This window comes from Pseudarthrobacter sp. C1 (assembly GCF_034720455.1).
Lineage (GTDB): Bacteria > Actinomycetota > Actinomycetes > Actinomycetales > Micrococcaceae > Arthrobacter.
On sequence record NZ_JAYESK010000001.1, the window covers coordinates 266,302 to 286,771 of the forward strand.

The following is a 20,470-nucleotide window of genomic DNA, read 5'->3' on the forward strand; positions in this document are numbered from 1 at the left end:
GCCGGCACCATGTCTCTTTCAATCATCGCGTTCCTGGTCCTGGTGGCGGCCTTCGCCATCGGTTCCTTCACCAAGATCAATGCCGGCCTGCTGGCCACCGTTGCCGCGTTCGGCGTCGGCACCCTCCTTGCAGGCATGTCCATCAAGGACGTCATCGGGCAGTTCCCCGCCGGGCTCTTCTTCATCCTGGTAGGCGCCACCCTGCTCTTCGCCATTGTTCGGATCAACGGCACCATCGACCTGCTGGCCTACTGGGCTGAACGGCTCGCCGGCGACCGGAAGATCCTGGTCCCCATCCTGATGTTCCTGCTGACGGCCGCCCTGGCTTCGGCCGGCGCGTTCACCCCTGCCGCCATCGCCATCGTGGCCCCGGTGGGCCTGGCGCTGGGCATGCGGTTCGGCATCAGCACCCTGGCCATGGGACTGGTCATCGTCCAGGGCGCCAATGCCGGCGCCTTCTCCCCGGTCAACCCCTTCGGCGTGCTGGCCAACAAGATGCTGGACGGCGCCGGAGCCTCAGACGGTTCCTTCAAGCTCTACGCCTACTGCTTCGTCTTCAATGCCATCCTGGCCGCCATTGCCTACGTCCTGGTCCAGGCCATCATGAAGCGCCGCATGGCCAAGGCGGAGGCGCGCCTCCAGGCCGGTGAGACCGGCGGTGCAAAGCACGACGGCGGCGCTGCCGCTCCCGCTGTCAGCAGCGCTTCAGCTCCCTCCGGGTCCGGAACGGCTGTTCTCACCGCCCCGGCGCAGACCGTGGTGGCCGCCGGAACCAAGACCCGCCCCGAGAAGGTGGCCGCAACACCCATGCGCATCCTCACCCTGGTGGGCATCGCCTCGCTGCTGGTGCTCACCACTGTCCTGGGCATTGACGTCGGCGTCGCTTCGCTGGTCATAGCCGCAGTGCTGATCGTCCTGGACTCGAACGTGCAGAAGCCGGCAGTGGAGAGCATGCCGTGGTCCGCGATCATCCTGGTGACCGGCATCGTCACCTACGTGGGCATGCTCGAAAAGATGGGTGCGCTGAAGGAACTGCAGGAAGGCATCGCCGGCCTGGGCAACAGCTCCCTGGCCGCCCTGATCACCAGCTATGTGGTGGCCATCGTCTCGGCCTTCGCCTCCACCACCGGCACCCTGGGCGTCATCAGCCCGGTGGTCGCACCCATCGCCATGGATCCATTGCTCACGCCCATCGGGGTGGTGACGGCCATCGCCATCAGCTCCTCGGTGGTCGACGTGAGCCCGATGTCCACCAGCGGCGCCCTGCTGATGGCGAGCGCCCAGCCCAAGGACGAGCGGATGTTCTTCCGGGCGCTGCTGCTCTGGGCCATCGCAATGATCGGCGTGGTGCCGCTCCTCGTGTGGTTCGTGTTCGTCCAGTTGGGCCTCGGCTGATCACCGTCCATCTGAAGGGGAAGGGGTGTCCTGCGTGGCAGGGCATCCCTTCCCCTTCTTTACGCGGCCTCGCTTCGTTTGACGCGGCCTGGCTTCCGCCGGTTTCAGTCCTTCGGGCGGAACGGCCCCGGCCAGTCCTTGAGCCGGATCCGTTTGAGTTCCTGGACGGCGCTCTGCGTGCCCCACTCGTCCAGCCCCAGCCGGGACAGCGGCTCCAGCAGGTCAATCCGAGGGTGGCTTCCCTCCAGCACCTCGTCACTCACCGCTGCGTGCGTCACTTCGCCGAAAACCAGCGTGGAGTCCCCCATCGGCAGGACGGAATGGAGGCGGCATTCGAGCACCGCCAGCGATTCCTTGACCCGCGGCGCAGCCACGGTGAGGCTCGGCTCCCGGGTGAGGCCGGCGGCGTCAAACTCACTGACATCGGGCGGAAAATTGGTGCCGGTGGCGTTGACCTCCTCCAGCAGCGCTGCCGGGGCGAGGTTCACCACGAATTCTTTGGACTCGGTGATGTTGCGGAGCGAATCCTTCTCCCCCACCGAGGTGAACTGCACGATGGGCGGATTCGTGGACGCCACGGTGAAGAACGAGTGCGGGGCCAGGTTGTCAACGCCCTCCGGCGAGACGCTCGATACCCAGGCGATGGGCCGGGGCACCACCACCGCAGTGAGCAGCCGGTAGAAATCACCGGCGGACATGGTTGCGGGATCGAAATCAGTGCGCATACTGCCAGACTAGCGGTCAGGGAAGCTTGGGAAGGAGAGAGGACATGACGTTCCAGCCATACCGTTCACCGTCAACCGGGTGCGGGGTGCGCGCCGTCCTCTTCGACACCTTCGGCACGGTGGTGGACTGGCGCACCGGCGTCGCCCGGCAAGCGGCCGCCTTCGCCGCAACAGTTGGACAGGATCTCGACGCCGAGGCGTTCGCCGATGACTGGCGCGCCCTCTACCAGCCGGCAATGGAGGCGATCCGCACCGGATCCCGCGAATTCGCCACCCTGGACACACTCCACCGCGAAAACCTGGACCAGGTGCTCCGCCATCACGGCTTCGATCCGGACCGGCTGGACGCAGGAACCCTGGAGGAGTTGAACACGTCCTGGCACCGTCTGCCCCCATGGCCGGACAGCGTGGAAGGCCTGGCCGCCGTCCGCCGCAGCTACATCGTGGGTCCCCTCTCCAATGGCAACACCTCGCTGTTACTGGACATGGCCAGAAACGCCGGCCTTCCATGGGACGTGATCATCGGCTCGGACATGACGCGCACCTACAAGCCGCTGCCCGCGGCCTACCTTCGGACTGCGGAGTTCCTGGATCTCACACCGGGTGCCGTGATGCTCGTGGCCGCCCACAACAACGACCTGCGTGCTGCCCGTGAAGCCGGTCTGGCGACTGCGTTCATCGCCCGCCCCACCGAATACGGCCCCGGCCAGGCTGCGGATCTGAAGCCGGAGAGCGACTGGGACCTCTCGGCGTCGAGCATTCCGGAGCTGGCGGACCGGCTCAGAGCCTGAACCGGCTCAAACTGCTGAAGGGTTGCCGGTCTAGATCCGGGCCGGATCAGGCATCAAGCCGCTTGCGCAGGAGGCAGAACTCGTTGCCCTCAGGGTCTGCCAGGACGTGCCATGGCTCGTCGCCTGTCTGCCCGACGTCGGCCGGGCGGGCCCCGAGGGCAAGCAGGCGTTCCAGCTCGGCGTCCTGGTCCCGGTCGACGGGGTTGACGTCGATGTGCAGGGGGAGGCGACCGGTCCGCGGATTGCTGCTCGGGCTCAGGATGATGGTGGGCTGCAGGCCGCCGAACCCGGCGTCCGGCGGGCCGATCTCGATGGCACCGTCCTCCCGGCCGAGCTCGACATAGCCGAGGACATCGTTCCAGAACCCTGCCAGGAGTTCCGGATTGGCGCAGTTGAGGACCAGTTCGCTGATACGGGAGACCATGACCCCCAGTGTACGGAGGCCCTGGCCGCTGCGGGTGTTCGCGCTCCAACTCGTGGAGGCTGGCGTCCTCTCTTAGGCAGGTGGTTTGACCCTCCCCTTAGCGGCGGCCACGTCCGTAAAATGGACCATGGTGGTAATTTTCTCCGCGATCGGGCTGCTGTTGTGGATTGCCGTCCTGTTCGCCGCGATGGTCCTGTGCGGCATCATCTGGACGGGCTGCAAGCTGATTCTCTGGGCGATGGACCTGAAGCCCCTGCTCGCCGGGCCCGGAACCCGGCCAAAAGCGTTGGCCAGGCCAGCCGTGGGCAACGCACGGATGGTGGCGCGCGCACCCTCCCCGCCGAAGGTCCCCCGCGTCCAGGACCGGCCGCCGGCACAAGCGCAGCCCGCGTCCGGGATCTGGCCAAAATGGAGCCCGTCGCACAGGCTCTACAAGGCCCGCGAGTTGTCCCTGTGGCAGGAGCAGTTCGACGCCCTGGACTCCCGCAGCTAGGGGTCCGGTTTTCAGCCAGCCGGTTTCCCGGCGGATCCTCCGGCGCGGCCTCTGCGCCGGAGGACGAGCCGTGCGGTGACGGCTGCAATCAGGCCGGCGAGGGTCACCAGCTGCACTTCGTCAAAGGACAACCCGTCAATGTTCGGCTGCAGCTCCTCCTCGGTGGCCCAGCCGAACCAGACTTCGCTGACCAGGATCCCCGCCACGAAATAGGCCAGGGCCGAATAGAGCCAGAGCCAGCGGGCCACGTGCCAGCCCACGATCAGCTGCGCCACCAGGCCAAAGGCCAGCCCCATGGCCGCCAGCAGCGCCAGTCCGGCTATTCCCAAGTCCCAGCTGCTCATGCCAGCCACCTCCCTGCGTCCTCTCCTGCCACTAGCCTCCCCGGCCGGAGCACTGACGGTAAGGGGCGAAGGTCACCGGTGGTGCCGGATCCTGCCGCACGCCCGGGAGACACCCTGCAAACGGACGACGGCGGGTTGAGTCCCGGTGGGTACGCTACTTCTACAACGAGTGAAACCCCTGAACGAAACGGACGGACACCCATGCACGCCGTGCTTGAGTACACCTATGAGGACAACTATCTTCAGACCCGCGAAAAATACCGCTCGGACCACCTCAGGGCGGCGTGGGAAGCAGTGGGACGCGGCAAGCTTCTGCTGGGCGGGGCCGTTGGGGAAGGGCCCTTCAGCGGGTTGCTGATCTTCACAGGCGAGGACGCACTGGAGGAGGCAAGGGCTTTTGCAGCCGCCGATCCGTACGTCACCGCCGGAGTGGTGACGTCGTGGACCGCCCGGCCGTGGACAACGGTGGTGGGAAAAGAGGCGGCCACACCCGTCCGCCCCTGAGCCACATCAGCGCAGCGTCACCGCACGCAGGACCGGGCTACTCGGCGATGTCCTCGGCCCACAGGTCCGGGTTCTCGGTCTGGAAGGTGCGCATCATGTCCACGCAGCGCTGATCATCCAGGACCACCACCTCCACCCCGCGTGACCGCAGGAGCTCCAGCTCGCCGTCGAACGTGCGTGCTTCGCCCACCACCACGCGGGGGATCTTGAACTGGATGATGGTCCCGGCGCACATGGCACACGGGGCCAGGGTGGTGTAGAGCGTGGTGTCCCGGTAGCTCCTCTGCCGGCCGGCGGCGCGGAGCGCGGACATTTCTCCGTGTGCGATCGGGTCGTCCTGTTGGACGCGTTCGTTGTGCCCGCTGGCAATCACCACGCCGTCCCTGGCGAGCGCCGCGCCGATGGGGATGCCGCCCTCGGCCAGGCCTTTTTGGGCGGCCTGGTAGGCGGCTTCGAAGGCGGGGAGGTCGGTGCTGTCCGGTTCCGGCGCGGCGGACCGGTGCTGCTCGCGGGTCATGGCGTCATTGTTGCACGCGGCTGCGTCCCTTTCGGTGATGCAGCAGTTCCAGTCCTAGGACTTGACTTCCTCATTTGCAGCGACGGACTCGGCAATACGCTTGATTGCTGCGAGCGTTTTCGGAATGCCGTCCAGCGCCTGCCGGGTGCGGTCGGCGATCTGGGCGTCAGCCTCATCGCCGTACTTCTCCTCGAACATGGCTATTCCCTCCGGCAGGAATTCCCAGGACTCGCTCAGGATGGTTCCGTCGTCTGCCGGGGTGAGGGCGAAGCCCCAGCGGACAAACCTGCCGCCCACCACCCAGGCGAACTCGCGGCCGCGCTCGGCAGCCACCACCTGCGAGCGGGTCTCCCAGGACCGGTGCGGGAGCTCGTTACGGCCGGTGAACCAGGCACCGGGCCGGCCGGCGCTGTCCTCGTCGTCCCACCAGCACGACGTGCAAACCGGGCTCCACTCACCGGTGCGGGTGATGTCGGAGACCAGGTCGTACAGCGCCTCTGCTGATGCCTTGACCGTGACCGACTCCTGGTGGTGGCGGATGCTGTTCTGATTCATGGGTCCATCCTTACAGACAGTCACTTCTTCTGCCGCCGGCTGCCGCCGTGCCAGTCCTCCTGCTGACCGACTGCACCGGAGGTGACCCCGAGGGCCGGAAGCTGCGGCCGCTCCCGCAGGCTTCGCTTGAGCTCCGCGAAACCAGGGAACCGTGCCAGCCCCACCACGTGGTCCCACAGCTCGCCGGCCGACTGGTCGTCCGGCAGCCGGCTGATCACCGGCCCGAAGAAGGCCACGCCGGCGGGTGGTTCGAAGTGGATAATGGGCGTGCCCACGTCCTTGCCCGTCAGCCCCAGCGCCTCATCCGTCTCCTGCCGGATCTCCCAGTCCCAGGAGTCGTCGTCGAGCGCCTCCGCAAGCTCCAGGGGCAGGCCGGCCTGGGCGAGGACCGGCTCCACGAACTCCCGCGTCCCCCGTTCCTCACGCACCTCGGCCTCGCTGCGCTGGCCGGCCGTGTCCGGGGCAGCTTCGAAGATGTGGGTCCCGAACGCCTCGTACAGCCGGGCGATCGACTCGCGGCCATGCTCCGCCCGTGTCCGGGCCGCCACCCTCAGGAGCCGGAGCCCGGCCGTGTGTCCGGCCTCGTACTCAGGCGGGAACTGCGCGTCGTAGTCAACGTGGGCGTTGATCAGGCGCAACGAAATGAACCGCCAGTCCACGGTGTACTCGCGCTGCGCCTGCACCTGCCGCACCCACTTGCTTGTCATCCAGGCGAAGGGGCAGACCGGGTCGAAATAGAAGTTGATGTCGGCATTCACGCGTCCACCCTTGCACCTGTTTGTGACCTGCGTCTAATCGCCACGGGACGTCCTTTTGTACGCGGCCGAGCAAAACCCCGCAAGCCCTTGGTAACGGGTCCTCCACCGGGGTGCTGACCTCCCGGGCGAAACGCACTGGAGGCCGGGGCCGGGAGCCACGTGCGTCTCCTCCCGCCAAGAGTGGACGCGGAACCTCGGCAAAAACTGAGCTAAACCTGGGACACCGCCCGGCGTCCGGCCTATAGGATTCCCTAGTCATCCGGGGCCACGGGCCTCCGGCGAACTGAAAATTGGGGGTAATCAATGCCGGAACTCGGCCGTATCTACTGGACCCGGCAGGGGCTTCGCCTGGCGTACTCAGCGGTGATGGTTTGGCTCGCTGTCGCGGTGATGTCGGCGCTCATGTCGAAGACAACACCGGCCACCGGAGCGGGGCCGTCCGCCGCCGCGGGGGTTCTGCGCGGCATGGTGGAGAACGTCGTCGCCGCAGTTGCACTCCCCGGTGTGGCCGCCGTCGTCCTGGCTATTGCCGCTGCCGTCATCACCCGCCGGGACGTCCGGCGCCGGGATCCGGTGCGCCGTTTCACTCGCCAGCAGCGCCGTGAAGGGATGGCCCGGGCTGGCGGTGTGTGTGAACTGGAAGTCGGCTTCGGGCGCCGTTGCGGCCGACCGGCCGAGCACGGCGACCACTTTTACCCGTGGTCCAAGGGCGGCTCCACCAGCCTGCAGAACTTCGTCGCAGCCTGTGCCAGATGCAACCGCGCCAAGCGTGCCAGAATCCCGTCGCCGGGCCAGCAGCAACGGATGGAACGACGACGGCGGGAGTACCTGCCGCCGTCGGCCTCCCTCAGCGTGGGCGAACGGCAGCCCGTGCCCTGAGGCAGTGTCTTGAACTGAAACTTGCGGTCAGTCGGCTTCCGCTGCGTTGAATGGCGCCGGGTTACCGCTCGCCGTCTCCAGCCTTCGCGAGCGTGAAAATGCCATACCGCATCGCGCCGGTGCGGTATGCAAGGATCAGGCGGGGAATGCCCAGAAAGGAGTTGCGGTTGCGTGCGCCCAGGGCCAGGCGGCGGGTCTCGCGGTCGGTGAGCAAGGCCTTCATGAGCCGGCGAGCGCAGATCGGCCAGGTCCGGGCGACGCGGCGGCTGACATCCTCAAAGCCGATGAGTTCAAAGCCCGCCGCCGTTGCCATCGCCTCATACTCCTCGCGCGTGCCCATCGAGGGCAGGCGCCCCTCCCGGCAGATCGGCTCGAGCAGGTGGCGGACCTTCCAGCCGCTGGCATCGGTCCCGGCGAGCCAGGCGCAGATGACGAGGCGGCCGCCGGGCGACAGCACGCGGTGCGCCTCGGCGAAGAACCTGGGCTTGTCCACCATGTGCTCGCTCGACTCGATCGCCCATGCCGCATCCACCGAGGCGTCGGCCAGCCCGTTGGCGAGCCAGTCCCGGACCTGGATATCAACGCCGGGTTCGGGATGCGCATTGGCGTAGCGGTCCTGCTCGGCGGACAGCGTGAAGCCGGTGACGCGGACCCCGCGGGTCAGAGCGAGCCGCCGTGCGGTGGAGCCGTAGCCGCAGCCGATGTCGACGCACGCCTGTCCCGGTATGAGTCCCAGCCGGTCGCCGACCGTGTCCACCAGCGCCTCGACGGCCTCGCCGGGCGTCTCGCGGCCCGTCGCCCACAGCCCGTGATGGACATGCTCGCCCCACACCCGGCGATAGATGGGATCGAGCTCGTCGTAGTGATCCGCCACCGCCACGGCGTTCTGGGAGATATCGGGGACGATCACGCCCTGACCCTACAACGGCGCTCCGCAGCGAAGGAAGGGCGGGGACGACGGCGGCACTTGCTTGAGTTCTAGCGGTCGTCGTTCCTGACGGCCGCCCGCCCGCCAGCCCTACAGAAGCACCAGCACCTTCACCGCCGTGTCCTCTCACGCTTGGGCAGGCCCGGTAGGGACTTTTGATCGTGGAAATGAGCGAGGATTCGGGAAAGGGTGCATTAAATGAGAGAGCGTGAGGGTGACGACGGCGGCCTGCCGGTGGTTGAGCCCGTCGGCTTCCGGCAGGCTCAACCACCGCCGCTTCAACCCGCCGGCCGTCAGCGGATGTGGTGCGACGGCTGCAGTGCGTGCACCGGCGTGGCCAGCCCTTCCAGCCGGGCCACCGACTTCTTCACCATGCAGCCCGGCGAGACCGCTGACCCGTTGCCGCCGGGGCCCGTTTTGTGCACCGGGGCCGCGGGCATGCGAGCATTCACCGATTCTTCTTGTGGCGTTTGGCGAGGCGCCAGGGTGTTCAGGGTGCGCTCCTGCTGCACGCTGCCGTGGCGTCGAACCCTTACCGTCTTGTTGCGGGTCTCGCCGGGTGTTCCGATGCCGGGCGCGCGCTACCGCTGCTTCGCGTCTAAGACCTAATCTCTGAAGCGGCCTAACTACCGCGGCTTTGCCATCGGCTTTCGCAACTTCATCGCCATCAGGCTGAACGCGCCGACTCAGAACCCCGGCTGCACCCTCGACGGAAGCTCTCCCTTATGGAAGTAATAGGTAAGTAAAAATGGGTTTGACTTAAGTAAACAGATACTCTAAACTTATCTCATAAGGAGGTAAGCCTCCGATGACAGAAGGAGAATACGATGCCCGACATCACTGTTCCAGTCCCTGACGACCGTACTGCGGAGTTCTACCAGTTCTTCGGACTTTGGCTCGCAGGGTCTCTGACCCTCCCCGATGGAGGTTCGCAGAGTCTCCCAGAGGCTTCCGGAGACTCGAGCAAGCGCCGGAACTGGACCGGCTCGGACGATGACCGGGAGGACGCTAGGAAGCTTTGGTCCAAGATGACCAGCCGCGCGAAAGGCTTCTACAACCTCCTGATCGACGCCCCGGGAACCAAGTTCACGGGGAATCAGATCGCGAAGGAACTGAGCATCTCCAACGGTGCGAATGGCGTCGCCGGTGTGCTCGCCTGGCCGGGTCGGTACTGCCTTAACATGAACCGTAACCTGCCTCAGCATTGGAAGGACGGCGAGGTTGGTTCTCCGTCCGTGTACTGGATGGACGCTGACGTCGCGGCGCTGTTTGCAGCTGTGCGGTCTGACCTCGACGGCTGAGGCTGGCTAATCACGCTGTTGCCTCTCCGCTAGTACTCAAGTCGGCAAGCCCGATACTCCCTAATACACCGCCTTCCCCGCGTGCAGTGATGCGGAGGAAGGGTACGCTTGCACACGCTTTGCACTAGAGCTCGCCACAGAAGGGATCCCAGCCATGACAGATCAGATTCGCAAGCACCAAATGCACTATGACCCAGAGGTGAAAGGAGTCTGGAGCGGATTCGGCAGCGACCTGAACCCGGCGTGCCGCCAACGTGAGCAGATCGTGGTCACTAGCGTTGCTGAGGCGGTGGACTGCCTGAAGTGCGTTCACATTATGAAGCGGCCGTCTACCTGAGTCGGAAATTCCTAGGACATAGATGCCCACATGGGTGCTGTAGCCATGCCGGCCTACGGAGGCATGCCTTGCAGTGCCAAGTGTTCGGTGAAACCACATGGCTCAATTGCCTGTACTCGGCGATCGGCAGCGTCGAGTGTGAAGGGGCTCGCCACCGACACCCGGCCCATTGGATCGCGCGGCACCTCGGGACCCGAGGAGACGATCAATGGCCGCATCGAACACCTCCGCGGCTCGGCTCTCGGCTTCCGCAATCCAACCAACCACATCGCCAAGACCCGGCGAATTCAGCCCAGGCCACACCCCTGATTGAAGCCGCTAATCTTGGTGGACGATCTACTGATATTACGGAGAAAACTATGTCTGCAAAACTGGACAAGGCGGCCGCCTTGCTGAAGAACGGCGGAGCCAAGGCCAAAGCCAATGGCGCAAAGCTGCACTCGCTCGCCACGGATCCAGAAATGCAGGCAAAAGTAAGAAAATTAGCCTGCGAAGGCATGCGGGTATACAGGGCAGTTACGAGTCCAGAAGCCAAGCAAGCGTACCGACAGGCAGCGCAAATCCTTGACAAAGCCCGGAGGAAAAGTCCCCGACTCTAGCAGGCAGGCGCCTTGCTTGGCATGCGAGGAAGCATGGGCGCAGCAGCAGTTATCTAACCAGAGATTCAGGCAGGCGCCTCCACCTTCATTTACGCTCAGACTCTGGGCCGCCGCGTAGGACTTCCAAGCGTTTTGCTGAGCCACCGTGTGACAGAATGCCGATGTGATCGAATCATCTAAGGAAATCGGAATCCATGTCTCCGGAGGCGCAGCTGTCGTCGCAGGAGACCCCGATCTGATCGGAGCCCTCCTCGCCCGCTTGGACGTGGACGTAACGCAGATACAGTCGGCCGGCAGGGGAACTTTAGACCTAGTCGCTCAAGCCTCTGGGCTCGGGACGGTCTTGACCTCGATGGACGGAAGCTGGGTGCAACTCACCCCCGAGTCGCACCAACGACTCCTCGAGTTGGCGAAATTCAATCTTCCTCAGGGCGACGTATTCAGCGGGGTGCTCCGCGGAGCGAAGGGTCAAATCGATTCTTTTGCGCAGTTCACATCCGGCGGAATGAACCCGCTTATGATGTCCAACCTGGCGACCCTGACCGCGACTATGGCACTTCGCAGCGCTGTCGCGCAGCTAGAGGAACTGGCCCAGGCCATGGACGTGAAGCTGGATCGCCTCCTTGACGACAATAGGGCCCGGGCACTAGGCGATGTCCAGGGCCTCACTCAGGTACTCCTCCGCGCATTCGAGCTGTACGAGGAGACCGGCAAGATCACTGAAACTGCCTGGTCTCAAGTCGCAGGCCATGCAACGGCACTTGCGCAAGCCAGTTCGCATGCCTTGGCACAGATAGAGCTCCTGACGCGGTCCCTGGATGTTCGTTCTACGGCCGAAAAGGCCAGGGCGGCTGAGGCAATTGCCAGTAAAGAACTGCGTTCATGGCTCGTGATTCTAGCCGCGTGCCAGGCGAACCAGCAGCGCCTCGAAACGCTTGAGTTGGTTCATTTGCGTCAACGTGATCCAGAAGCGGTCGAGGCACATGCCGCGTCAATTCAAGGATCCGTTGCCAGACGGGAGGAAGCAGCGGCAAGCCGTTTGCAGTCGTTGCAGGATGCGTTGACCTCCGCGGCCAACATCAGCGATTTTAATCGTGTTCGAAGCCCCCAGAAGAGTCGTTCGCTTCTGGACTCCGCTGAAACCGCTGTCCGCCTGATCGGCCTATTCGCGCAAATTTACGGGCTGGAAGGGCTGCTTGAAGGAAAGGTTGAACGCGAGACGTGGCGCAAGTCGCTCTCCGATTTCGCCAAAACTTCTACAACGGTCGTTTCGTCCGCCGCCAAGGCAGTCCCGGTTGGGATCGCAAAGGTGGGCGGTGATGCGGTGATCCGTGCAGCGAGCCAAATCGAATCGAAGCGATCGCCGAGGGAAACTAAGCCCGAACTTTCTGAGGAAAAGTCGGAAGAGAGCACTGCAGAGAGTTCCCTCTGAGGCGGGCTCGTCTTACTTTGGCCTGGCTGGCGGCATCGCAGGTTAGACGGCATTGTGAAAGTGGCTTACGGACTGGGCCGTCGCTCTGAAGGGGCCCCACTCAAAACGGCCCGGTCCATGGCGCAGCGGTTACATCTATGGAACTCCGGCCGCCGATTCCGCCGCTGCCAAGGCCAGGGAAAACCTATCAACTGCAAGCTTGTAATCAGCCGGACTCCCAGCGGTTCTTTCTTGGTCGGCGGCATGCCTGGCGCTGTTCATGGCAGCGGTTGTCGGGAGGGAAGTGTCAGACATCGCAGGGTAATCGAACTGCAACTGCGGGTCCAACTCTTATTTGAGCCACCGCCGGTTCAGCAGATCGTGACGGTCGGCAGTCCTTCCGTGTTCCTTCACATCCACCAGGGAAAGATGCGCCAGCATCGCGGCGTCCGTGTTTGTAGCAAGGGACATTGTCCTGACTGCCTCACGCTGGCGGCCAAGAGCTTCTTCAGTCCCCAGGGCCAACGGGGTGACACCCTTCTGAACGAACTCGACGTTGAACTGGTAGGCCCGGATTTCCGCCGGCGTCATGAAGTCCAGGTCGCCGGGAGATTTCCTCGCCAGCTCTCTGGCGCCGTATGGGCTCGCCACGCTGCTCCGAGGAACCGGGTAGAAGTACTTTCCGCCGACAAACCCGCCGACGGCTGCAACCCAGAACAGCCAGTCAGGAGAATCTACCGACACTGCCCCGAAAGCTGCACCCAGTGTGCACGCTATATGGCCACGTGTCAGCAGGATCTTGGTGCGGCCGAGCCGGTAGACACGGCGGGGACGATCCAGTTGCTTCTCATGGAATGCTTTGAGCCTGACAGCCCATTCACTGGCGTTGCTCACCAGTCACGCTCCTCAGTCATGGTGACGGCAACACTGCCGTCGACGCGGACCCCGGCGACATGCTGCTGCTCGGCCTAGCCGCGCTCAACCCGAACACCGATGTAGGAGATGACCGGTACGCCCCCCTCAAGATACCTTTTCGGGGATAGTACGGAGCTCCGTAGGCTCGTCGGAGGCACTCTTGTGATTGCGGCATCAATGGCGACGCTCCGCCGTCGCCATTTCCAAAACGGACGACGCCGGCCTCCGCACCGATCCATTCCTGCTCGGAATCGGTTGAGGACGCGAGGCCCAGCTGGCCAACTTCCACAACGCCGTGGTCGTCGCCGTTGACCTGCACCGCAACGGGGCCGATGACGTCGAGGCGGGCTAACCAGGACCGGGCGATCCCGTGACGGCCTGGAACGCGCGCCTGAAGTTCTACAACGACAACCTCGGCTACGTGAACGCTCGCATCTACGAAGGAGGCGATGAGTTTAGGCTGACGTTCTTGTGGTGGTCGAAGTGGCCCTGATCAGAGCCGAAACGTCGAGGTTCTTCAGCCGGTCTACACAAAAGCGATCGCTTCTAAAGGTCGTCAACGAATTTGAGCAGGCCTTTCAGAATTTCATCTCGGAATTGAGTATCAGACCTGTCGACAAGGCTAGTCGCGACCATGTGGTAGCCACCTTCCCTCACTTGATACCAAGTTGGAACCTTTCGCAGGACCCACGTCCGTGTTGCGTTGTAGAGCGTTCCCTTAGTGTCGACTACAAACCGGCGGGTGGCATCGGTTCCCAGCGTGAACGACCATCCTTCACCGACACCGGCGGTGAACACCCATGGATGCCTGGTCTGGTCAGCACTGACGATGTCCTCCCTCTCAATTTTCCGGTTTCGACAAACCTGAACGAACACTTGCAGCGCGTCGGCGAGCACCGGATCTTCCATCATCAAAACCTACCTCTGAGATTCGCAATCTTGCCGCTGCGAGTGTCAGCCAGCCCCTCGGCTTTATCGCTCGCTTGAGCTAAACGGCTAGGTGCACCAATTCCCCGCGCAGTTCCAGGAGTTCTGTGTCCACCCCGTACTGCAGCCCTTCATTCAGCCGTGCCGTGACGCCGGCAGTCAGCCGTTTCCCACCGAACACCCGGATAGTGTCCCGGTGCAGCTCGGCGACCGAGATGCCGCCGGATGTCCGGACGATTTCGACCATGGCGTTGCGGAGCTCCACTACGCTGATGTGTTCCGGCTTACGCGCGGTCTCGGGACCGCTCGGGCGGAAGTCTTCCCATGCATCCCTGTCGACAGTGGCGTCCCACACGAAGCCGTCAGCATCGCGCTGATGAACCTTCCGGTCCAGCAGCCGGAGCACCGAGTTCATCCGCTGCGTATTCACCTTGTTGAGATTGAACGCGGCGCACGTCAGTTTCGCCAACCGCTCCACATGGATCGGCCCTTCAGCGTCAACGATTGAACGCATTGCCTCCCGGACGGCGGCGGCGGCCCGCTGAGACCCCAGGTTATCCAAGACGTCGACCGGCCCAAAGCTCCTGACAGCCCACGGCTTATAGCCAGCCCGGGTCTCTTTCAACGCAGCGTCTGCTGGCTGCCGCGGCTCAGACGCTTTGAGGAAAAGACCCGCGCCCCCAACAACCCGGTCTGCTGCCGGTTCTTCAGCATGAGGGCGGGCGTGGACATCAACTGACTCGACCGGACGCTCTTCCGCAACAGATACAAGTTCGAACGAATTCTTGGAAGAAGATGTTTCGGCCGCCTTCGTGAAAGCAGCCTCCAGCTTGTCCAGCACGGCATTCCGATCGTTGATCCACGCCGGAAGCCAAACCCTCTCAACAGCTGGCCAACGCATCATCCGGGTCAGCACGTCGCCGGGAAGTCCGTCGCGGTCTCCAGCTGTCCGGCGTGCTGCCCAGGCCGGACTGTCCAGCAATACGGCCATCAGTGGCCGGTCCGGCCTGTCGGAAGCGGCAAGACTGATGTCCACTTTGAAGTCCGACAGGCCCACATCTGTAGCCACCAGGAAGCCGCGGTCCCGCAACGCGTCCGCAATGTCTTCACGGTGGAGATCTACCGCAGCAGTGCGGCGCCCATCGTATGGCAGCGCACCCGTCCCTTGCTCAGCGAGGTCCAGATAAGACCGCAGGTGCTTGATACCCACGGAACTCGTCTCCTCGGCTCGCAGCTCGGAAGGGCTGAAGCTGGAGAACACGATGACCTGCCGGCGTGCACGAGTCACTGCGACGTTGAGCCGCCGTTCGCCTCCGGCACGGTTCAGTGGTCCAAAGTTCAACGGCAGGTAGCCCTTGTCGTTTTTACTGAACCCCGTCGAAAAGAGGATGACGTCCCGCTCATCGCCTTGGACGTTTTCCAGGTTCTTGACGAACAGGCCTTCCGGATCTTCATCGAGGGCTTTGATGATCCGCGTGTCGTCTGTGTCGCGGAGCAGCCCTTCGATCAAGGCCCGCTGCTGCAGGTTGAAGGTGACAACGCCAACCGAGGGCGAATCATAGTCGCCGTTGAAGCGCCTCCGCACTTCCTGCACGACGGCGGCCGCCTCCACCGGGTTTGTACGAAGCACCTTGGAGGGACCCGAGCGGTGGAACTGGCCGTTGACCCGGACGAAGTTCACGCCGTGCCCACCGAGTCCCGGATCCGGGGCCCCGTGGGAGGGACCGGGGAACGACGAAAGCTTGCTTTCGTAGTACTGCTGGTTACTGAAAGCAATCAGTGATTCATCCTGGCTCCGGTAATGCCATGAAAGCCACTGCCGCGGCACACGGGCCTCGACGCATTCGGAAAGGATTGATTCCATGTCCTCGACGGCGGTAATTTCGCTCTCCACTGCGTCCAGGGAATCGCTTGAAGTTTCGGCAAACGAGGTTGGCGGCATTTGCTTGCTGTCGCCGACAACCACCACGGAGGCGCCGCGTCCCATGGCACCTACCGCGTCAGCCACTCGGATCTGTGAGGCTTCATCGAAGACGACGATGTCGAACAGGTCGGCCCGTGCCGGGAAGAACCGCGCCACGGAGTCCGGGCTGACAAGCGTGCAGGGCATGATCTGCGTGATGAGGTCGGTATAACTTTCCATTAGCTTGCGGACTGTGAGGCCACCACGTTGCCTGGTCAGCTGACGCTGCAGCTCCCCCATGCGTCCTGACGTCGACGACGACGAGACGCGCCGGGAGTTTACGACCCCGGCGGCCAGGTTCCGTTTCAGCAGCTCGCGTACCAGTGCGGCTCGGGTGGTGAACCGGTCGATGGTCCGTTCGTGGGAATGGGCGTCAAAATCGTCCAGGCCGGTCGCGTTTTTCCGTTCATCCAAGGAGCTCTCTGCAAGCCCCCGTTCGAAGGCTGCAGCGGCGTCGTCGGCTTCCAGCGCCCCGTCTAGGATTGCTGACCGGGCATGGTGGAGGCCAACGGAACTGAGCGTCTCCACGTGGCGCAGGAGGTCGACCCAACGGTCCAGGCTGCGGGATCCTGTGCCGTCCAAGGCGCGTCCTGCGCGGGTTCTGGTCCACACTTCCAAGAACGTGGCGGCTCCTGTCCACCGTTCAAGCTCAGCACGGTCGACGGCGGGAATTTCCGTTAGCGCTTCCCACGCCGCTGCCAGCTCGTAAAGCCAAGCGATTACGTTTTCATGTACCGGTGGAGCGGCTTCGAGGAAAGCGCGCATCTGGGTCTGGAACGGTACTTCGCTGATTGAATTGGGCTGCACGGCCTGCGCTGCCCAACGCAGCCAGCTCAGGCGGTTGTTCAGAGCCTGTTGGTCCGACTCAGTCAGCGGGTTCCAGCCTGGCGGAACGGCCACACCGGGAAGGCCTTGGGCCTCTGCTCTAAGTCTGTAGATCTGTTGCTGGGCATTCGCGAGGTCCTGCAAGAGCGGCACAAGTTCCTTGTGCCGAATAGTGGTCCCCGGATGCAGAACGCTGTCGAGCTCAGCCGCCACAGCAAGCAGCCTCGTTTTCCGCCCGAAGAAGCCGCTGGCAGCCGCTTCTTCCGCGCGCCTGAGTATCTCCGGCAAAGGGAGGTCCATGGCTTCCGGCCGTGCTTTATCCAGACCCGGATGATTTACCGCCGCGAACGCTGCCACCACGTTTTCAAGGTGCTGCGCCCCGGCTGACCACTCACCCGCTCGAACGGCGTCTAGCGTCTCAACCGGCACAGTTCGGTCTTCAAGCAGCGCAGCAAGAACATGAAGCTCGGAGGGCGAGGTTGCTGAAGATACAACGTCGGACAGTCCCTCAACGGAAGCAACGGCGTCGAGCGCTTCGTCGATCCGGCGGCCCTCCCGCGTGATCCGAACGGCGTCAGCTGGATCCGGCGGTGCTGTGACGAACCGCCAGGGATGGTTCTCAGTGGGGCGTGCGTGATCTGTGTATTCAGGCAGTTCGCGAAGAGCTGCTCGCACACGTTCAAGGACTGCTTCGTTGGCAGCGGAGGTGAACGTCGTACTGAGCGGAAGCAGGGGGTCGTTCGGGTCGAAAGTCAGCGTCTTGGTTCGGGCGCTGTACAGCGAGAGACGGGCGCCATTTTCTTCATGCAGCCGGCTGGCGTAGCGGATGAGGCTGCGACGCGCGGAGGCCAGATCTGTGGAAGCCGTGTCAAGCTGTTGCCGGTCCGCGTCCAATCGGAGCTCCAGCGCGTGCTTGATCTGAGCGCGCACCATCGCTGGCTTGCTGCCCTTATCGTGAAGGTCAAGGGAGAACGGGCCCATGCCCACTTCCTCAAGCCGCTTCTGAACCACGTCAAGGGCTGCCCGTTTTTCCGCGACAAACAGGACACGCTTGCCCTCGACGATCGCGCGGGTGAGCAGATTGGTGATGGTCTGGGATTTACCTGTGCCCGGAGGTCCTTCCAGGACGAACGTCTGACCGGCGACGGCGGACGCGACCGCCTGCAGCTGGGTCGAGTCTGCGGGAATGGGACACTTCGCTGCAAGAGCGTCGAGATCCGTTTCCTCGCCTGCTTTCACCGGCTCATGAAAAAGCTCCGTCGGGCTGTTGATGAGGTGGTCCACCAGGCGGTTTTTTCCGAACTGTTCCCAGTTCTCGTCCAGATCCTTCCAGAGCCTGAACTTGGCGAACTGCAGCATCGACAGGTCCACGGTGTTCTCCACGCGGAAGGCCAAACCCTTGGCAGAGACCGCTTCCCTGACAGCATGGAAGGCGGCGTCCAGGTCGATGCCCGACCCGTCCTCGGCCGGTTCAGCCAGGCCGGGAATTTTGAGCCCGTGTGCCTGCGAGAGCTTCTCCAGCAGACAATAGTTGGGCGTAGATTGTCCGGTCTCGTCTAGTGCGACCCGATACAGCCCCTGCCTTCCGGCAGAGGCCAGGTTCACAGGCACCAGAACCAGCGGCGAGCGCAGTGTGCGGCCATCGAGTTCCCAAAGAAGGCTGCCGAGGGCAAGGTAGAGGTTATTGGCGCCGGTCTCCTCCAGCTGCGTTTTGGCTTTGTACGCCAGCCCACGCATCTTGGAGTTGTAAGCGTCCTCGGAGACCTCGGCGAAAACTGCCTTCTTCGAACTCAGCAGGGCAATCAGTTCGTCCTGAGGAAGATCCCTGCCGAAGCGGATACCCCGTTCCTGGTGGATGGCGCTCAGCTGGTTCGACGGAAGGAGGCTGACGGGAGTGCCGTTGTTGATGAGATCCTCAAACCGGCCCATCCACGTGCTGGGAACTGCGAGCGGGAACCGGGCTGTGTCGGTGAAGTTGATCAGGCGGTTGCGGAGGCTGAGATCCAGCAGGGCGTTCTTCCACTGAGTGACGCGGGGTGGAATGCTCGACGTCGAGCGGCCGGGCGCCGCTCCCCGTCCCCGTTTTTCGGGTGCTACTGGCGCAGCTTTGGCTTCCGGCACATAGTTGGTGACTACGGACGCACCGGTCTCGTTGGTTGTCCGCGCGGGCAGTGGGTAGATACCATCCAAGCGCGCACGCCGGACGTCGGTGACGGCTTGAATCTTGTCATGACCTGTTTCGATGTACTCGGCTTCAAGGCTGCTCCGCAGCATTGCCGGCGTGATCGGATGGCTGCCCGTGAGCATTGTGGTCTCCACCAAGCCTACGAAGCCGCGCTGGACGAGACTCACGAGTTCCAGGACATCGTCTGATGCCGCCGTCGGCAACGTCCTGTCTTCGCGCCAGTATCCGAGGAAGGCATGGCCGTCCACGACCCACAGGAGCGGCGCGATACCGCATGATTCCAGCGCTGCCGCCATCACCACAGCGGTATCGAGGCACGTGCCCAGCCGGCCTTCAAGAACTTGGGCTGGTGTGCGCACCTGCTGTCCCTGCAGGCCCCAGCTGGCAGGCGGCATGCTGTAGCGGATGTCGCGGTTGCTGGCTGCCTGAGCCAGAGCGAAGACGATTTCGTCTACGCGCTCGGCGTCTTCGGTGTAGCCGTCCAGGCTGCTCCTGCCCGTACCTTTTCCCAAGATATCCGCCGCTTCGGAGACGAGCGGGACTATCGCCGGATGATGCGGCTGGACGAACGCTGCCAGGAACTCATAGGAGACGAGTCCTTTGCCTGCGATCCAGAGCTGAGCCGGCAGTAGCTGGAGGCCCACTTCGGCCTTGCCGATTTCGGCGGCTTCTACACCCGTGGCGGCGGACTCAATAGTTACCACTACGCGCCCGCGTTGCTGATCACTCAGCTCATACATGGTCGTGGCGGACACGTGCACGTCTACATCGTCAAGGACCATGGCCTGGCCTGCCGCAAGATCGACGTATTGCTGGAAGTCTTCCGAAATCTTGCCTGCGCTTGAATGGACATTGATGCGGACTACGGCTCCGCGGATCTCAACACCGGGATTGGTGATCTTGATCTGCCGCACGAACTTGAAGCCGTTGTGCACCATGGCGTAGCTGAGGGACTCCGCCGCCGTGATCTCGACGCTCACCGTATGCTGCAGGATCTTGTTGTCCGCCACATCGAGTGGCAAGACAGACCCCTCTTCACCGCCGCCGGTGACCGGATCCGCGACTTCGGGGACCACCACAGTCTCGTCACGCTTTGTGAATTCATCGCGTAATGCAGCGAGCTCTGACGCCGCATCTTCAAGTTCCAATTGTTTGGCCAGCCGGCGGGCAGTATCCAGCGCCCGGTACGTGTCCGCATCGTCGAAGGCCTCATTGTGCGCCCAGAGGTTACGCACCTGGCGCAATTCGGACGCGTGACTACGAGCATCGTGTCCAAGGTTGAAGGGATAACCCAGCGAGCCCAGAGCCTCAGTCATGACCCGCAGTTGCACGCTCAGATCCGTAGGCGAGTAGCTGTTCGCCGTTCTGCCAGCGTTGGCGTCCTTGTGTTTAAGAATCTTTGTCCACGGAACTCCCGGGGCAACGCTTTCGAGAGAGGAAGCGATGTAAGGCTCAAGGCCTATTGCAAGCGTTTCCAGAGCACGACCAACATACTCTCGGTTAGAGAGGCCCATCTCTATTCCCCATTCTTTGGCATGCACTCCGCCATCAGTTCACAGTAGTGCGCCGTGGGATTTCTCCCAACCTTTTGGTAAGAATTAGCCCACCTTCATGAAGGCTAAACGGAGACACCGACAATTTGCTTGACTCTTCAGCAGAGGGAACCCCATCGTTCCGCTGCACCGGATGGCTTT

Annotated in this window: 19 protein-coding genes; 8 read left to right on the plus strand and 11 right to left on the minus strand. The window is 63.4% G+C overall.

Annotated elements, in window-relative coordinates; genetic code table 11:
• Nucleotides 1–9 precede the first annotated feature (9 nt).
• On the plus strand, nucleotides 10–1,395 hold the full coding sequence (locus U7114_RS01190; protein ID WP_323056312.1) for an SLC13 family permease: 1,386 nt from the start codon (nucleotides 10–12) through the stop codon (nucleotides 1,393–1,395).
• Between the two features lie 104 nt (nucleotides 1,396–1,499).
• On the opposite strand, the gene U7114_RS01195 is transcribed toward U7114_RS01190, so the two are convergent.
• Complete coding sequence (locus U7114_RS01195) at nucleotides 1,500–2,120, minus strand: flavin reductase family protein (protein WP_323056313.1); 621 nt, start codon at nucleotides 2,118–2,120, stop codon at nucleotides 1,500–1,502.
• A gap of 44 nt (nucleotides 2,121–2,164) precedes the next feature.
• Between U7114_RS01195 and U7114_RS01200 the strand changes: the two genes are divergently transcribed.
• Nucleotides 2,165–2,911, plus strand: coding sequence for a haloacid dehalogenase type II (locus tag U7114_RS01200; RefSeq protein WP_323056314.1), 747 nt, complete (start codon nucleotides 2,165–2,167; stop codon nucleotides 2,909–2,911).
• Nucleotides 2,912–2,957: 46 nt separating this feature from the next.
• Here the strand turns inward: U7114_RS01200 and U7114_RS01205 are convergent, their stop codons facing one another.
• Nucleotides 2,958–3,335, minus strand: a complete 378-nt coding sequence (locus U7114_RS01205; RefSeq protein ID WP_323056315.1) for a VOC family protein — start codon at nucleotides 3,333–3,335, stop codon at nucleotides 2,958–2,960.
• Between the two features lie 85 nt (nucleotides 3,336–3,420).
• Here U7114_RS01205 and U7114_RS01210 point away from each other — a divergent pair, with 85 nt between their 5' ends.
• Complete coding sequence (locus U7114_RS01210) at nucleotides 3,421–3,828, plus strand: hypothetical protein (protein WP_323056316.1); 408 nt, start codon at nucleotides 3,421–3,423, stop codon at nucleotides 3,826–3,828.
• A gap of 11 nt (nucleotides 3,829–3,839) precedes the next feature.
• Here the strand turns inward: U7114_RS01210 and U7114_RS01215 are convergent, their stop codons facing one another.
• Nucleotides 3,840–4,172, minus strand: a complete 333-nt coding sequence (locus U7114_RS01215) for a hypothetical protein (protein WP_323056317.1) — start codon at nucleotides 4,170–4,172, stop codon at nucleotides 3,840–3,842.
• 201 nt (nucleotides 4,173–4,373) lie between these two features.
• On the opposite strand from U7114_RS01215, the gene U7114_RS01220 reads away from it, so the two are divergent.
• Nucleotides 4,374–4,676 (plus strand): YciI-like protein, encoded by a 303-nt coding sequence (locus tag U7114_RS01220; protein WP_323056318.1) that lies wholly within the window; start codon nucleotides 4,374–4,376, stop codon nucleotides 4,674–4,676.
• A gap of 37 nt (nucleotides 4,677–4,713) precedes the next feature.
• On the opposite strand, the gene U7114_RS01225 is transcribed toward U7114_RS01220, so the two are convergent.
• The 3 genes from U7114_RS01225 to U7114_RS01235 are packed head-to-tail and all read right to left on the minus strand — an operon-like array spanning nucleotide 4,714 to nucleotide 6,506.
• Complete coding sequence (locus U7114_RS01225; protein WP_323056319.1) at nucleotides 4,714–5,193, minus strand: nucleoside deaminase; 480 nt, start codon at nucleotides 5,191–5,193, stop codon at nucleotides 4,714–4,716.
• Between the two features lie 54 nt (nucleotides 5,194–5,247).
• Nucleotides 5,248–5,748 carry an SRPBCC family protein gene (locus tag U7114_RS01230; protein WP_323056320.1) on the minus strand — a complete coding sequence of 167 codons (501 nt, stop codon included), beginning with the start codon at nucleotides 5,746–5,748 and terminating at the stop codon, nucleotides 5,248–5,250.
• Nucleotides 5,749–5,768: 20 nt separating this feature from the next.
• Nucleotides 5,769–6,506 carry a hypothetical protein gene (locus tag U7114_RS01235; RefSeq protein ID WP_323056321.1) on the minus strand — a complete coding sequence of 246 codons (738 nt, stop codon included), beginning with the start codon at nucleotides 6,504–6,506 and terminating at the stop codon, nucleotides 5,769–5,771.
• Between the two features lie 303 nt (nucleotides 6,507–6,809).
• On the opposite strand from U7114_RS01235, the gene U7114_RS01240 reads away from it, so the two are divergent.
• The gene (locus U7114_RS01240; protein ID WP_323056322.1) at nucleotides 6,810–7,385 is read left to right on the plus strand and encodes an HNH endonuclease; all 576 of its coding nucleotides are present in this window, start codon (nucleotides 6,810–6,812) and stop codon (nucleotides 7,383–7,385) included.
• A 61-nt stretch (nucleotides 7,386–7,446) separates the two neighbouring features.
• Here U7114_RS01240 and U7114_RS01245 read toward each other — a convergent pair whose 3' ends face one another.
• Nucleotides 7,447–8,295 carry a class I SAM-dependent methyltransferase gene (locus U7114_RS01245; RefSeq protein ID WP_323056323.1) on the minus strand — a complete coding sequence of 283 codons (849 nt, stop codon included), beginning with the start codon at nucleotides 8,293–8,295 and terminating at the stop codon, nucleotides 7,447–7,449.
• Between the two features lie 311 nt (nucleotides 8,296–8,606).
• Nucleotides 8,607–8,765: a hypothetical protein gene (locus tag U7114_RS01250; protein ID WP_323056324.1), complete on the minus strand. Its 159-nt coding sequence runs from the start codon at nucleotides 8,763–8,765 to the stop codon at nucleotides 8,607–8,609.
• 375 nt (nucleotides 8,766–9,140) lie between these two features.
• Between U7114_RS01250 and U7114_RS01255 the strand changes: the two genes are divergently transcribed.
• The 3 genes from U7114_RS01255 (at nucleotide 9,141) to U7114_RS01265 (ending at nucleotide 11,982) form a co-directional block, all read left to right on the plus strand.
• Nucleotides 9,141–9,614: a DUF6416 domain-containing protein gene (locus tag U7114_RS01255; protein WP_323056325.1), complete on the plus strand. Its 474-nt coding sequence runs from the start codon at nucleotides 9,141–9,143 to the stop codon at nucleotides 9,612–9,614.
• A gap of 696 nt (nucleotides 9,615–10,310) precedes the next feature.
• Nucleotides 10,311–10,550, plus strand: a complete 240-nt coding sequence (locus U7114_RS01260) for a hypothetical protein (RefSeq protein ID WP_323056326.1) — start codon at nucleotides 10,311–10,313, stop codon at nucleotides 10,548–10,550.
• 163 nt (nucleotides 10,551–10,713) lie between these two features.
• Nucleotides 10,714–11,982, plus strand: coding sequence for a hypothetical protein (locus tag U7114_RS01265; protein WP_323056327.1), 1,269 nt, complete (start codon nucleotides 10,714–10,716; stop codon nucleotides 11,980–11,982).
• Between the two features lie 330 nt (nucleotides 11,983–12,312).
• Here the strand turns inward: U7114_RS01265 and U7114_RS01270 are convergent, their stop codons facing one another.
• The 3 genes from U7114_RS01270 to U7114_RS01280 form a co-directional block, all read right to left on the minus strand.
• On the minus strand, nucleotides 12,313–12,855 hold the full coding sequence (locus U7114_RS01270) for a hypothetical protein (RefSeq protein ID WP_323056328.1): 543 nt from the start codon (nucleotides 12,853–12,855) through the stop codon (nucleotides 12,313–12,315).
• 567 nt (nucleotides 12,856–13,422) lie between these two features.
• Nucleotides 13,423–13,788 (minus strand): hypothetical protein, encoded by a 366-nt coding sequence (locus U7114_RS01275; protein WP_323056329.1) that lies wholly within the window; start codon nucleotides 13,786–13,788, stop codon nucleotides 13,423–13,425.
• 76 nt (nucleotides 13,789–13,864) lie between these two features.
• Complete coding sequence (locus U7114_RS01280) at nucleotides 13,865–20,290, minus strand: DUF4011 domain-containing protein (protein WP_323056330.1); 6,426 nt, start codon at nucleotides 20,288–20,290, stop codon at nucleotides 13,865–13,867.
• Between the last annotated feature and the right edge of the window lie 180 nt (nucleotides 20,291–20,470).

What these genes read in the sequence shown, in the direction of transcription:
- U7114_RS01190 (WP_323056312.1), top strand. Translation starts at nt 10, where the DNA reads ATGTCTCTTTCAATCATCGCGTTCCTGGTCCTGGTGGCGGCCTTCGCC.
- U7114_RS01275 (WP_323056329.1), bottom strand. Translation starts at nt 13,788, where the DNA reads ATGATGGAAGATCCGGTGCTCGCCGACGCGCTGCAAGTGTTCGTTCAG.
- U7114_RS01260 (WP_323056326.1), top strand. Translation starts at nt 10,311, where the DNA reads ATGTCTGCAAAACTGGACAAGGCGGCCGCCTTGCTGAAGAACGGCGGA.
- U7114_RS01225 (WP_323056319.1), bottom strand. Translation starts at nt 5,193, where the DNA reads ATGACCCGCGAGCAGCACCGGTCCGCCGCGCCGGAACCGGACAGCACC.
- U7114_RS01255 (WP_323056325.1), top strand. Translation starts at nt 9,141, where the DNA reads ATGCCCGACATCACTGTTCCAGTCCCTGACGACCGTACTGCGGAGTTC.
- U7114_RS01280 (WP_323056330.1), bottom strand. Translation starts at nt 20,290, where the DNA reads ATGGGCCTCTCTAACCGAGAGTATGTTGGTCGTGCTCTGGAAACGCTT.
- U7114_RS01240 (WP_323056322.1), top strand. Translation starts at nt 6,810, where the DNA reads ATGCCGGAACTCGGCCGTATCTACTGGACCCGGCAGGGGCTTCGCCTG.
- U7114_RS01205 (WP_323056315.1), bottom strand. Translation starts at nt 3,335, where the DNA reads ATGGTCTCCCGTATCAGCGAACTGGTCCTCAACTGCGCCAATCCGGAA.
- U7114_RS01230 (WP_323056320.1), bottom strand. Translation starts at nt 5,748, where the DNA reads ATGAATCAGAACAGCATCCGCCACCACCAGGAGTCGGTCACGGTCAAG.
- U7114_RS01200 (WP_323056314.1), top strand. Translation starts at nt 2,165, where the DNA reads ATGACGTTCCAGCCATACCGTTCACCGTCAACCGGGTGCGGGGTGCGC.
- U7114_RS01195 (WP_323056313.1), bottom strand. Translation starts at nt 2,120, where the DNA reads ATGCGCACTGATTTCGATCCCGCAACCATGTCCGCCGGTGATTTCTAC.
- U7114_RS01220 (WP_323056318.1), top strand. Translation starts at nt 4,374, where the DNA reads ATGCACGCCGTGCTTGAGTACACCTATGAGGACAACTATCTTCAGACC.
- U7114_RS01215 (WP_323056317.1), bottom strand. Translation starts at nt 4,172, where the DNA reads ATGAGCAGCTGGGACTTGGGAATAGCCGGACTGGCGCTGCTGGCGGCC.